Origin of the sequence: Cellulophaga omnivescoria, assembly GCF_027915275.1 — a bacterium.
Taxonomy (GTDB): Bacteria; Bacteroidota; Bacteroidia; order Flavobacteriales; family Flavobacteriaceae; genus Cellulophaga; species Cellulophaga omnivescoria.
Genome location: NZ_CP115819.1, coordinates 241,599 through 256,276 on the forward strand (window position 1 = coordinate 241,599; position 14,678 = coordinate 256,276).

8 protein-coding genes are annotated in these 14,678 nt (G+C 34.5%); 5 read left to right on the forward strand and 3 right to left on the reverse strand.

Annotated elements, in window-relative coordinates:
* The first annotated feature begins 14 nt into the window (after window positions 1–14).
* From rlmD to PBN93_RS01145, 3 genes are read left to right on the forward strand one after another with little or no spacing between them, the layout of a single operon-like run.
* The gene (rlmD, locus tag PBN93_RS01135; protein ID WP_271081213.1) at window positions 15–1,427 is read left to right on the forward strand and encodes a 23S rRNA (uracil(1939)-C(5))-methyltransferase RlmD; all 1,413 of its coding nucleotides are present in this window, start codon (window positions 15–17) and stop codon (window positions 1,425–1,427) included.
* 39 nt (window positions 1,428–1,466) lie between these two features.
* Window positions 1,467–1,973 carry a DUF6452 family protein gene (locus PBN93_RS01140; protein WP_271081214.1) on the forward strand — a complete coding sequence of 169 codons (507 nt, stop codon included), beginning with the start codon at window positions 1,467–1,469 and terminating at the stop codon, window positions 1,971–1,973.
* Window positions 1,954–2,739, forward strand: a complete 786-nt coding sequence (locus tag PBN93_RS01145) for a DUF6048 family protein (protein ID WP_271081215.1) — start codon at window positions 1,954–1,956, stop codon at window positions 2,737–2,739. The genes PBN93_RS01140 and PBN93_RS01145 overlap by 20 nt, the downstream gene beginning before the upstream one ends.
* A 101-nt stretch (window positions 2,740–2,840) precedes the next feature.
* Here PBN93_RS01145 and PBN93_RS01150 read toward each other — a convergent pair whose 3' ends face one another.
* Window positions 2,841–4,004, reverse strand: coding sequence for a THUMP domain-containing class I SAM-dependent RNA methyltransferase (locus PBN93_RS01150; protein WP_245799567.1), 1,164 nt, complete (start codon window positions 4,002–4,004; stop codon window positions 2,841–2,843).
* Between the two features lie 86 nt (window positions 4,005–4,090).
* Between PBN93_RS01150 and PBN93_RS01155 the strand changes: the two genes are divergently transcribed.
* Window positions 4,091–4,768 carry a ZIP family metal transporter gene (locus tag PBN93_RS01155; RefSeq protein WP_077398649.1) on the forward strand — a complete coding sequence of 226 codons (678 nt, stop codon included), beginning with the start codon at window positions 4,091–4,093 and terminating at the stop codon, window positions 4,766–4,768.
* 1 nt (window position 4,769) lies between these two features.
* On the forward strand, window positions 4,770–5,198 hold the full coding sequence (locus tag PBN93_RS01160; RefSeq protein ID WP_077398651.1) for a DUF4268 domain-containing protein: 429 nt from the start codon (window positions 4,770–4,772) through the stop codon (window positions 5,196–5,198).
* Window positions 5,199–5,204: 6 nt separating this feature from the next.
* Here the strand turns inward: PBN93_RS01160 and trhA are convergent, their stop codons facing one another.
* Both trhA and PBN93_RS01170 read right to left on the reverse strand, forming a co-directional pair.
* A complete protein-coding gene (gene trhA, locus PBN93_RS01165; RefSeq protein WP_271081218.1) occupies window positions 5,205–5,813 on the reverse strand; it encodes a PAQR family membrane homeostasis protein TrhA in 609 nt (202 codons plus the stop codon).
* An 87-nt stretch (window positions 5,814–5,900) separates the two neighbouring features.
* Window positions 5,901–14,324 (reverse strand): T9SS type B sorting domain-containing protein, encoded by an 8,424-nt coding sequence (locus PBN93_RS01170; RefSeq protein ID WP_271081219.1) that lies wholly within the window; start codon window positions 14,322–14,324, stop codon window positions 5,901–5,903.
* Window positions 14,325–14,678: the final 354 nt, after the last annotated feature.

Genomic DNA, 14,678 nt, shown 5'->3' on the forward strand with positions numbered 1-14,678 from the left:
ACTATTTTTGCGCTATGCGAAGAAAAACAAAAAGAGTAGTTTTTGAAAATGTAGAAGTAGTAGATGCTGGTGCAAAAGGAAAAACTATAGGAAAAGCTCCAGACGGGCGTGTTATTTTTTTAAACAACGCTGTGCCTGGTGATGTTGTAGATGTACAAACTACAAAAAAGAGAAAAGCTTATTTTGAAGGTACTGCCATAAATTACCATACCTTATCTGACAAAAGAACGGAACCACAGTGTCAACATTTTGGTGTTTGCGGTGGTTGCAAATGGCAACATATGGGCTATGAGCACCAACTGTTTTACAAGCAAAAAGAGGTAGAAAATAATTTAACCAGAATTGGACACTTACAATTACCTGCCATTACTCCTATTTTAGGGTCAGAAAAACAATATTTTTATCGCAATAAAATGGAGTTTTCTTTTTCTGATAGCAGGTGGTTAACATTAGATGAAGTAAAATCAGATAAGGAAATTGAAGATCGTAACGCTTTAGGTTTTCATATTCCTGGTATGTGGGATAAAATTTTAGACATTAAAAAATGTCATTTGCAAGCAGACCCATCTAATGCAATTAGGTTAGAAACAAAAGAGTTTGCTACTAAAAATAATATGACCTTTTTTAACCCAAGACACCACACAGGTGAGCTACGTACCCTAATGATACGTACTTCCTCTACAGGGGAAATTATGGTACTTATTCAATTTTTTGATGATCATAAAGAAAACAGAGAAGCACTTTTAAACCACTTAGCTACTACGTTCCCAGAAATTACTGCTTTATTGTATGTAATTAATCAAAAACAAAATGATACCATTTACGATCAAGACATTGTTTGTTTTGCTGGTAGAGATCATATTTTTGAAGAAATGGAAGGTCTTCAATTTAAAATAAACCCAAAGTCTTTTTATCAAACTAACTCAGAACAAGCATATGAGTTGTATAAAATTACTAGAGACTTTGCAGAGCTTAGCGGAGATGAACTTGTATATGATTTATATACAGGTACAGGAACTATTGCTCAGTTTGTATCTAAAAAAGCTAAAAAAGTTGTTGGCATAGAGGCTGTACCAGAAGCTATTGAAGATGCTAAAGCCAATGCTAAGCATAATAAAATAGATAATACTGTTTTTTATGCAGGTGATATGAAAAAGATTTTTAATACTGAGTTTATTGCTCAAAACGGTACACCAGATGTAATTATTACAGATCCTCCAAGAGAAGGTATGCACAAAGATGTTGTAGAACAAATTTTAGCTATTGCCCCTAATAAAGTGGTTTACGTAAGTTGCAACAGTGCTACGCAAGCAAGAGATTTAGAGTTAATGAATGATATGTATGAGATTACAAGACTGCAAGCTGTAGATATGTTTCCGCAAACGCATCACGTAGAAAATGTTGTACTTTTGAAAAAGAGGGCATAATAATTGTTCCAAATTAAAAAGAAATCAAACTATATATTGATGAAAAAAATAGGAATATTAGCTGCAATTCTTCTGTTTACAGGCTTTACATCTTGTGAAAAAGATGATATTTGCGTAGATGGTGACACTGCTTTGTTAATTGTAAATTTTTATGATTTTGAAGCTGAAGAAGAAACTGAAAAAACAGTTACTAAACTTAGAGTTGTTGGTGAAGGTCAAGATACCACTGTAGACACAGTTGTAGACAGGACTGACTTAACAACCGTTAGTATTCCTTTGCGTGCAAATGAAACCACCACAACCTATAATTTAATTTCTAACTCTGCTGATAATGAAGATGGAGACGAAACTGGTAATACAGATACCGTAACATTTAATTATGCAACCAATGAAGTTTATATTTCTAGAGCCTGCGGTTATGTTATTCATTACAATGAATTAGCTAGCACACTTAATGAAGATGCAGAAAATTGGATTAAAAACGTAGAAGTAGTAGAAACCACAGTAGAAAACATAGCCGTAACACATGTTAAAATTTATCACTAGTATTTGTATTTTTAGTTTTGTTTTTAATGGCTTTGCGCAGAGTAAAACCATTGACTTAAACAAAAAGGATACGCTTGTTTATGAGCAACCATACGGTATACGTTTGGGTGTTGACATAAATAGGCTTGCCCAAAATTTCTACAGAGAAGATTACAAAGGTTTAGAAATTACAGGAGATTATAGACTATCACAAAACCTATACGTTGCAGCAGAACTTGGCAACGAAGAAAATACTAGAGATGAAGATACTTTTAATTTTATAACTACAGGAAGCTACTTAAAATTAGGTGTAGATTTAAATGTATATGACAATTGGTATGGTATGAACAACTCTATTTATATTGGAGGTAGATATGCTTATAGCACATTTAAACACAAAATAAACAGTTACCAAATTTATGATAGTAATAGGTATTGGCAAGATGATTTTTTACCTGGCACAGAAAATTTATCTGAGTTTGATGGTTTAAATGCATCTTGGCTAGAGTTTGTTTTAGGCACAAAAGTAGAAATATTTAAAAACTTATATTTAGGTGCCAGCGTACGTTTGGGTTACTTAATTAGTAATAAAGCTGATGATGGCTTTGCTAATATTTGGATTCCTGGCTTTAATAAAACTACCGAAGGCAGTAATTTTGGAACAGGTTATAATTACAGCTTAAGTTATTTAGTACCTTTATACAAAAGAGCTAAAAAGAAGAAAAAAGAACCTATAGAGGAGCAGGAAAAGCCTAAACCTGAAGAAGGCTCAAGACCCAAAAGATAATAACACACAATAAAACACTAATTAAAGCGAGCTTTTAAATAGAAAAAGGGGCAATAAACACTGTTTATTGCCCCTTTTTACTACTAATATTTTTTAGTAGTTTACTCTCTATCTTTATTAAACTTAGCTTTTTTACTCCCTTCATACATTACATATTTCACAAGCCTAGACTCTAAATGACTGTTAAATACTTTTATTTTCCTAGACGGACGTAAACCTACGTGTTTTAATGCCTCTAAGTTAGATGTTATAAACCAAGCATCTGTTCCTGGGTATTTTTGCTTTAATGTATCTCCTATACTAGCATAAAATTCTTCCATTTCAATATTTAATCGTTCACCGTATGGCGGGTTAAACACCATATGTAAATGACCATCTACCTCTTTTTCTGTATCAAAAAAGTTTTTACGCTCAACAGTTATATAATCATCTAAATTAGCATTTTCTACGTTATCTTGAGCTTTACGTACAGCAGAAGGTGCTTTATCAAAACCTTTTATTTTAAATTTAAAATCCCTGGTTTTATTTAAACTACTGTCTACAATTTTGTCAAATAAATCTTCATCAAAATCTGCCCATTTCTCAAAAGCAAACTCTTTTCTATTTATGTTAGCTGGTATATTACACGCAATCATAGCTGCCTCGGTTAAAAATGTACCACTACCACACATAGGGTCAATAAAATCGCACTGACCATCCCAACCACTTAATAACAAACAACCAGCTGCTAATACCTCATTTATTGGTGCAATGTTGGTTGCTGTTCTGTAACCACGTTGGTGTAAAGATCTACCAGAGGAATCTAACGCAACATTACAAGTATCATTTTGTATGTGTATATTAAAACGCACATCTGGGAATTTAACATCTACATTAGGTCTTTCACCTTCAGTATCCCTAAATTTATCTACAATAGCATCTTTTACTTTTTGCGACACATATAAAGAGTGCGTAAACATATCAGACTTAATAGTAGTATCTATAGCAAAAGTAGTATCTGTAGTTAAAAATTCTCCCCAATCTATAGCATACATTTTCCTGTATAAATCCTGCTCATTATACACCTTAAAAGAAGTTACAGGTTTTATAATTTTAATAGCTGTACGCAGGCATAAATTTGCTTTGTACATAAAACCTTTATCTCCTTCAAAAAAGACACAACGCACGCCTTCTTTTACATTTACCGCGCCTAAATTGCGCAATTCTTTTGCTAAAATCTCTTCAAAACCAAATAAGGTTTTGGCTATCATTTTATAATTATCCATAGGTATCTTAAAGAATACGCAAAAATACATTAATTTTGCCCCTTATTGCATTTTGTCTGCAAAATTGTGTAACACCAATTTTATTTATGATTTATATATTACCTATTCTTGGGGTATTACTTAGTTTTATTTTTGTTTACGTTACCAAACCAAAAAATAAAGAAATATTTAAACTACTATTAGCTTTTAGTGGTGCTTTTTTATTGGCCATTACTTTTTTTGAACTTTTTCCGGAAGTTTATGAACACGGAGACCCAAAACAAGTTGGCGTGTTTATAATGCTGGGTATTTTGCTACAAATATTTTTAGAATTTTTCTCTAAAGGAGCAGAACACGGCCACGTGCATATTAGCGCAGATAGTGTTAATTTACCTGTAATGCTTTTTATAAGCTTGTCTGTACACTCTTTATTAGAAGGTATGCCACTTGCTCACCAACACAACCACAATTTTGTTTATGGCATATTGGTTCATAAAATTCCTATTGCTATAATTTTAAGTATTTTTTTACTTAACTCTAAAATTAAACTAACACAAGCAGTATTATTTATTACGCTATTTGCTTTTATGACACCATTAGGTAGTTTATTAAGTTCCAATTTAACTTTTTTAAAAACGTACCATATACAAATTACAGCATTGGTAATTGGAGTTTTGCTACATATTTCTACAGTTATTTTGTTTGAAAGTTCTGAAGGGCATAAATTTAACTTAAGAAAATTACTAGTTATTACTTTAGGTATAATTATAGCTTACTTTATATAATATGTTTAGTAAAGAAGAATCTAAAAAATTGCGTGAAGAGTTCTGGATTTCTTTTGGAAAATCGTTTCCAAGAAAGTGGATACTTTACAATACAGGAATTAAAAATTTATCTTTTAAGTTTTATTTTGATAAAAAAACTGCAATGGTAACTTTAGATTTAGAGCATAATGACTTAGAAAAGCAAATAGATACTTGGGAAAAATTATCTTCCCTAAAATCTATTATTACTACAGATTTTTTGCCAGATGCTATTTTTACTGACGCTTACATTTTAGATAACAAAAAAGAAATTTCTAGAATTTATGTGATTAAAGAAAATGTTAGCATACACAATAAAAACACTTGGCAAGAAACTATGGTTTTTTTAAATGAAAATATGCAAAAGTTTGAAGCCTTTTTTGAAGATTATAGTGATATAATTAAATCTTAATGCTATTTATATTAACATTAGTATAAAGAAAAAGTGTGCTACACTACCCGCCAAAACAAACAAGTGCCAAATAAAATGGTTGTAAGGTATTTTGCGTATTGCGTAAAATACAATGCCTACAGTATAAAATGCACCACCTAAAAACAATAGGTTTAATGCCGTGGGACTTACGTTTGCAACTAAACTAGAATAATCTAAAACAATAAGCCAACCCATTACTAAGTAAAGTAATAATGACAAAGCCTCAAATCTACCTGTAAAAAACAGTTTTAGAATAATACCCACAATGGCTATACCCCAAACCACCCAAAAAATAAGCCAACCATTACCATTTTCTAACGTTATTAGTGCCACTGGTGTATAAGTACCTGCTATTAGAACATAGATACTACTGTGGTCTAATATCCTATATTTTTCTTTTAAAACTTTTGTTGTAGCTGCATGATATAAGGTAGATGCCGTGTATAACATTATTATTGAAGCTGCATAAACAACCAAACTAAATAGTGCAAAAGATGTTTTATTGGTATTAAAATAGACTAATACAAAAAATCCGACTACTCCTAAAACAGCTCCAATAGCGTGCGATGCTGTATTTAATCTTTCCTCATTCATAGCAATAATAGCTTTGGCACAAAATTACCCAATACTTTTGACTCTTTTAACTAAAAAAGGCGCTAAAAGCGCCTTTTTAATTTTTAATTATCTGTACAACGTAAAGTGACCAACGTATCGTTGTTTCTCTTTATCATTAGCATTAACTACATACCAATAATCTCCAGTAGGCACTTCGTTACCTTCATAAGTACCATCCCAAGAGGTAACATCATCTAATCGTGCTACTACTCTACCATATCTATCATAAATAATAATCTCTATGTCTGGGAAAAACTCTCTGTTTTTAGGTGCCCATCTATCATTTTCATTATCTCCGTTAGGAGTAAAGAAATTAGGAATATCTATTTTACCTGTAAATTCAAATTCTAATTTAACCTCAGCAACACAACCTTGTGCGTCTTCTACACGCACGGTAACTGTTTCATCTTCATTTAACTCAAAAATTGTATTACTACCTTGTGAGTTTCCTTGAAAAAAGTAAGTATAACCTCCATATCCTCCTTGCGCTAAAGCAGTTATTTCATTAGGTCCTGTTTTTATTGCTGAAAGAGTTAACGGATCATAAGCATCTAATGTAAAATCTACAGAAGTAGAACATCCGTTACTATGGTATATGTACACCGTATGCATTGTATCTGGCTCTAAATCTCCAAAAACATGTTGTGTTGTAGCCACATTAATATCATCTACGTCTAAAGAAAACATAAGGTCAGACATTAAACTACTATCTGTCATATCTATAGTTACGGTACTAAAAGGGAATATACCTCTACATCCATATTCTATTATTGGTGTTGCAGATAAATCTACTCCATAATCTACATTAATAATAGCGTTAGTATCACATAAATTAGCATCTCTAATAAATACAACATAAGTTTCTCCACCTGCTAAATTATCAAAGAATAGATCATCATTTCTAACAAAATCTGCAGGGTCTGAGGAATTTAAACTAGTCTCATAATACTCATCTCCAGTAACTGGATCTACAAAAGGTGTACCACCTGTTATAGACAGTGTAGCTGTACCATCTGCTGCATTAATACACAACTCCGGTGTGGTATCTACATCTGCAACAACTAACACTTCTGGTTCTGTAACTGTAATTTCTCTTAAAATACTACAACCAACCTCATCCTGTATTAATACAGAGTATGTACCTGGTGCTAAATCTTCAAAAGTAATTGTGTTTGGATTTTCGTCACCTACAAAAAACTCACTTAACGTATCTGATATAGAGAACTTAATTTGGCCTGTACCTCCTCTTGCTTCAATTCTAATACTACCATCAAAATCTCCTGTACAACTTACTGGGTTTGCCTCAGACATAACAACCTCTAGTGGTACTTTTGGTTCAATTTCAATAATATCAGATATTGCAGAACATCCTCCACTGGTTGCATATACATAATATGTTCCTGGGCTTAAGTTTCTAAATACACCTGAAGCCTGCTCTGGTCTTACTATATCTGCTGCAGTAGGAGCCGTTGGTACACCTCCTAAATTATTATTCACTAATGTGTACCTGTAATTTCCTATTCCTCCAAATGCTTCTGACCTTACTATGGCAGTTGCTTCACCCTGACATTTAATTTCTGCATCTACTAAATCTAATGCCACAACTAAAGGAAGTGCTTTATCTAAACCAACCTCATTAGATTGTTGCTCTGGACAACCATTACCGTTTTGAACATCATATTGAAATGGTCCTGGGTCTGCATCAATGTCTGGAATAGTAATAGTAACAGAAGTTACATCTGGTCCTCCAAAGCTCACAAAAGCATCTGTTGTTCCTGATCTTCTGTAAAAATATTCCATACCAGCCACTGGGTTTGTAACACTAAGGCCAATTCTTCCTAAATCTCCACAACCAGGAGGTGTAATTTCTACTAATTCTGCCTCTACAGGTTCTGGATCTACAATATATATTTGTGGTGTAGTAAAGCTACAATCCCAACCATCAAAAACAGTAATTGTATAATACCCAGAAGGTAAATTAGGGAAAGTAGCAGATTCTTGTAATCCACTGGTGTTTGTAATTGCACCAGAAGCATCTAATCTGTTTAACTGGAATAAATACTCTTCTCCATTTCCATCTAAATCTTCACCACCTGTTACATTAAATGCTCTAATAACACCATCATTTGCTCCAGGACAAAGTAATGGTTGTACAATTTCTATATCTGCATTAATAGCAACTGGTAAACTAAGTGTTATATCATCAAAAACAATACATCCACCAGCATCTCTGCTACTTACTCTGTAGTTCCCTTCAGATAAGTCACTAAATATTGGAGAAGCCCCATAAGCAACCTCTACTGTATACGTACCTGGTGTTGCTGTTTCTTTTTCTAACTGATACTCATAAGTACCCCAACCACCGTCTGATGTTGCTGTAATTTCTCCTAATCCTGGAACCTGGCACGTAACATAAGCTGTTTGTTCTGCTAAGGTAGTTAACGCTCTGTCTGGAGACCTAACTGGGGCTGTATTACTTGTTGTATCACAAAACGGTGATGCTAAAGCCTCTACCCTAACTATTAAGTTACCCGCTGGCAAGCCTGTAATAATTTCTGGGGTTGCAATTGGCGCTGTAGTATCAAAAGATCCTGTAACACCAGTTGTAATCTCGGTTCCTGTATTATCTACTAAAAACACCTCATAATTATAAGCTCCATTATAATCGTTTACCTCTATACTTATTTCACCATCGCTTGCTCCAAAGCAAGAAACAGGTTTTACTTCATTAATTACGGCATTTATAACGTTAAAATCAGGAACTGTAGCTGTTGGTGTTACAAACAAACAGGTACCACTATCTATATCTCTTACTGCAAAAATATAATCTCCTGGTACAGTAACATCCCAAACAACACGATCCGATCCTCCAGAAAGCTGAGCTGGTTGCGACCCAAGTGGTAATACTTGTACTTCATAATTACCTGGACCTTGGTCTACAATAATTTCTAATTGACCTGCCGATGCTCCAGAACCTGTGGCATCACAAGTAATAGGATTTAACATATTAAAATTAAAAGTTAAATCTGTTGGTGTTAGTATGGTAATTGTTTCTGTTGTTTCACAACCTTTATCGTCTCTTACAATAACATCTATAGTTTGGTCTACTCCTCTATCTATAATTTCAAACGTATTAGAGGTTTGAAAGTTAGTACCATCATAAAAAGGAGTTCCATCATTTAAGCTGTAGCTGTAATTACCATTACCCGTATTTGTACCTGTACCATCTCCGTTATCATCTGTATAAATAGTAATAGTTGTTGTACTAAATGAGTTAGCAGAAGGGTTACAAGTAAAATCTGGTGCTACAGGAGTAACCTCTAATATGGTTGGCTCTATAACATTAATATTTCCAGATCTAACAGCACAACCTCTATCCGAAACTACCTCAACTTGGTAAGTTCCAGGTGCTAAATTTTCAAAAGTTGCATCTTCAATAGATTGTAAAGGTGTTGTGCTAGTACCTACATAAATATTATATGTAAATGGTGCATCTGTAGCAGAAGCTGGGTCTAGCTCTACAGTTATACTACCATCGTCTGCTCCGTTACAAGAAACATTTTCTACAACAGTATTATCAATTACTGGTGTATTTACTGTAATTATGTCTACAGTAGTTATATCTGAACATAACGGACTTGTATTAGAATCTAAATCTGTTACTGTTATGGTATAGCTACCAGGAGCCAAACCTGTAAAAATTTCTGGATCTGTATCTGTTGGCTCGTGTGTAATTACTGTTGTGCCATCATCTAGTTCATATCTAAACCTCCCACTACCACCTGTAGTTTCTACTTCTACAATACCGTCTGCATTATTACAAGATGGTTGTGATGATGCACTTGCAGATATAGAAAAGAAATCAAATACTTCTACAACCGTACTACTTGTACAACCATTACCATCACGAACCGTTACAGTATATGTACCTGCATTTGGTACAGTAAAGTTTGGACTGTCCTGAAAACCATTACCAATATCATACTGAAAAGTAGTTTCTGGAGCACTACCTGTTGAAATTGGAGAAGTCACATCTATAGTATAATTGGCAACCGCAAAACATTGGTTAGTTACATCTACTGTTGGACTTGCTAAGGTAGGATCCATATCTATTACCACACCGGTTAATAAAGAAGAACAGCCTTTGCTATCTTCTATATACACATCGTATGTGCCAGGAGACAAATCGTATATATTATTGCTTGTTAATGCTGGTGCTGGATCTCCTGTAGGTACTACACCAAAGGTATATGCTGGTGAACCACCCACGCCACGCAAGACTAATTGTCCGTTTGGATTTAAACAGTTAGCATTTGTATTACGCTCTACCACAGGTCTTGGATTATCATTGGTAATAGAGACTAAATCACTTGCATTACAATAATTTGCTGCCCCAGTATCTTCTGTAACTATTACCTGGTAATTTCCTATTGGTAAGTTTGTAAAAGAACCTGTGTAAGGAAAGGTTACATTGTTAACTGTAGTTGGACCACTTATTATTGCGCCCGTATCTGTATCTGTTAAAGAGATAATAATATCAGAACCATTAGGTAAACCGTCTACTGTGTAATCTATATCGGCATCATCTGGAGTAGCACAAGAAGCTGCTGAAGATGTTGCGTCTACAGTTAATGGATTTAATGTAGGAATTGGATCTATTTGCTGAATATGTGTACAACCAGCTGCATCTAAAACCTCAACAAAATAAGTTATTCCGTACTCCACTTGTCCCGTAAAATCGTGTGTATCTGCGTCTACATTTGGTGATACTAACGTTTCTCCTACCAAACCAATTAAATAAGGTGCTGTACCCCCTGCAATATCTACAAGAAAAGTAAAAGCCGTAGAACAATCTGGGCCAGGTGTTGGAACTGGAGTTATTGTTAAGTTATTTTGTCTTAAATTAATTACATCTCTGTCTTCACAAGTACTAGCATCTGTAGTTTCTACAACATAATCTCCCTCCGCCAAACCAGGAAAATTAGCTGTTGTTGCCGCTGTAGGGCCAACCGTTGCTATAACATTACCTGCTGTGTCTAATAAAGTATAAGTGTAAGGAGCTGTACCGTTAGACACTGCTGTTACATTTATTTGTCCGTCTGCTGGTGTTACACCGCAAGTAGGACCTACAAAATCTACGGTAGCATCTACACCAGGTGCCGCAGGGCCAACAGTAAAAGGAACTGCAACATCACAACCTCTGCTATCTCTAACAAAATAAGTATAATTACCTGGAGATAAATTACTAAATACAGGCTGATTTGTATAGGTTACATTGTCTGAACTATACTGATATGGAGGCACACCAACAGTGGTATCTGGAACTAACTCTACACTACCAGTTGTATCATCTCCACAAGTAGGATCTGTAACATTAGCAGTTGCTGCTATGGTCTCTGTTGGACTAAGTGTAATAACATTGGTTTCTACAGTACACGTTTCATTATCTGTTATTCTAAATTGATATGTACCATCTAGAGCTGTAGTATATACAAATGAAGAGCCTGTAAAGCCTACAGCAGGACTATATGCTGATCCATTAAAGCTTACCTCATAAGTTTGATATGGTGTGTTTCCGCTAGATACATTTACTCTTATCTCTGCATCTCCATCTCCTGGAACTAAACTACACGTTAACTCTTTTTGTATAGCCACTGTAGTTGTCATTTCTGGTCTAATATTTCTACCTACAGTGTCTGTACAACCATTACCGTCTCTAACCTGTATTTGGTAACTACCAGGACCAGGTGCAGCAATAGATTCATTTGCTGTTCCTGCAAACCAAGCACCACCATTTACCCTATATTCATAATTGCCATCACCACCTGAAGCTGTTACATTTATTGTTGCCGCATCTGTACTATCAAAACAAAAATCTGATGCGCCATTATTTATAACTAATGTTGGCGAACTTAACGGCGTAAGTGTAAAATTAAAACTTGTTGAACAGCCCTCACTATCTTCTACTATTAAAACATAATCTCCTGGGTAACTTAAGCCTGTAAAGTTAGAGTTGCTCCTTGGACCAATATCAGATAAAGTACCTGGTCTTTCTAGAGTATAACTATAGCCTCCCCAACCACCGGAAGCATTTGCTGTAATAGAACCTCTGTTATTATTAGCACAACTCATTGGTGTTAGAGTTGGTGCCATTGTTAATGCAGACGTTGGTTCGTTAATAGTTAATGTTGCCGTTTCTACACAATTAGTATCCTCATCAGTAACTGTTATTGTATAACTACCTGCCCCTAATCCACTAACATTAATAAAATTATCTGAATGACCTGTTACTGTAGGATTTGAATCTATTTGGTACGCATATGTAGATTCAAACCCATCTACAACAAAACGGCCACGCCCATCTGTATCTCCAACACAAGTTACATTGTCTTGTAATTGCGCAGTAACTTTTATTGAGCTTATATCATTTATTGCAAAACTTTCTGTGTAAGAACATCCGCCATCATCTGTTACTCTAAACGTGTAACTTCCTATGCCTAAGCCTGTAAAAATATTACTTGTTCCGTTAGAAACTGGACTTGGAGCAACAATGTCATAATTTGCAATTGTTCCTCCGCCAGTAACAGCTAAAGTTACAGTAGCTGTACCTGTTACACAATCAATACTAGAAACAGTAAAATCTATATCAGTTGGTTTATTTAAAGAAGCAAAAGTTATATCTGGCAAGGTCTCTACACAACCATTAGCATCTCTAATTTGTGGTGTATAAGTACTTCCTTGTGATAAACCAGGAAAAACTGTAGTACCAGTTACAAAACCAGAGCCTATACTATATTCATAAGGACCTGTACCACCACTTGCTGGTGTAAAGGTTATTTCTCCTCCGTTTTCATTAGTACAGCTTGGGTCTGCTGTAGCAGATGCCGATGATGATATTGAAGAAGGAGTTCCTATGCTTTCTGATACTGGTGTAGTTGTACAAACAAAAGTATCTTGTTGGTACCTTACAACAACATCGTATGCACCAGGTGCTAAACTAGAAAATACATTACTATTTTGAAAAGTTACACCATTATCATTACTATATTCTAAAGCATAACCATTACTGTTTGTTACATTAACCGTTAACCTACCATTATTAGCCCCACCACAATTGGCATCTTCTGCAGTTATATTAAAAACTGGAGGTGGTATATTTTGTACTTCAACGGCCGCTTGTTTTGTACAACCGTTTACATCTTCAACTAAAATATTATATGTTCCTGCAGAGCTAACAGCAAAAACAACCGAACTTGCAAAAGTAGAACTGTAAGTTGCTCCTGCATCCAAACTATAACGGTAAGGTGACGTTCCTCCAGACACCTCTAAAGTTACATCTACACTTGTTGCGCCACAACCAAAACTATCAGTTGCAAAAGCAGTTGCATCTATAGGTGCTAAACCATTACCAATTGTAATTGGGTCTCCTGCAATTTCTGTAACTGTAACATCACAATCATTAGTTTCTACTTGTACAGAGTATGTACCAGGGCCTAAATTATTAAACGTATGATTTGTATTTGCACTAGGGCCAAAGGTATCTAATGTTACACCATTTTTTAAAAGTCTATAACTATAAAAACCTGTTGCTCCAGAAACAGATACTCCTACATTCCCTTTTTCACCGCTACAAACTATATCTGTTTTTGTAACATCTACAGTCATAGATTCCTCTGAAATTGTTACTATTTCTGATGGAAAAATACAAGAAGTAGCTGGTGCATTTTTTAACTGCGCAAACACTTGGTAGTTACCAGGTGTTGTAATATCAAAAGAAGGACTATCTTGAAAAGGCCCTGAAGCAGAATTTAAACTATACTCATAGCCAGCTGGTACGTTAGTAACTTCTATATTTCCTGGGTTACCACAAATAATATTTTTTGATGTAATTTGAGGATCCAATGGGTTTGATGACACTCTAAAATGATAGTAAACACCAGAATCTACCCGTACTCTATATTCACCCTCTACATTAGAGTTGCTAGCATCTAACAAAAAAGTAGGATCGTTACCCACTGTTACCCAATCTCCGCTACAAGCACTATTGTATGTAGGGCAATCATCTGAACCAACAAAAGAACAACCAGCCCCCAATTTTTGCCAGACATATGAACTACCAGATGTGCTTAAAGACACCGTTCTATCATCACCAGTACCACACAAGAAAAATTTAGCTAAAGTACTACCATCATCCGGACAAGTACTTTCTTCGTTTGCTCCATTTATAATGGTTGCAAACATTACCGGAGCAGCCAAAGTGCTAGTCCTTTCCGTTTTTTTCCTTGATGTTTTTAGAAAGTTAACTTTTTCTTTGGTAGGAGCTTCTTTTTTCTCCTCCAATGTTAATGCTTTAAATAAAGCATCATCAAAAGTAATTACGTCTGTTAAAAAGCCGTATACTTTAGGGTTAGCAATAGCGGTAGTGCATACTATAGAGCCAAAAACTAATAGCATAGCACATAACGCAAGTTTTCTTTTACTTGGTTGCATAGGTTAAGTCAATTTTTGTAAAGAGTATGGCAACTTGGGGAATTGCAATAAACTCTTAGAGTAATTTTATAAAAACTTTATTTTTTTAATTATTATAACTCTTAGGTCTATATAAACGTCAAAAAATGTAAAATAGTGTCTGTACTTATGTATTTAATCTATAAAAGTACATTATACAACAGTTAACGCCACATTTAACAACTTTACATAGTGCGTATTTTACTACAAAAATAACAACTATTTTTAACATCATCACTTAAAATTCGATGAACGTCACGCATAATTTAAAGTTACATTTATAACTATGTTGTAATAAAAAACACAGTAACCCATTAAAAATATATAAATTACCGT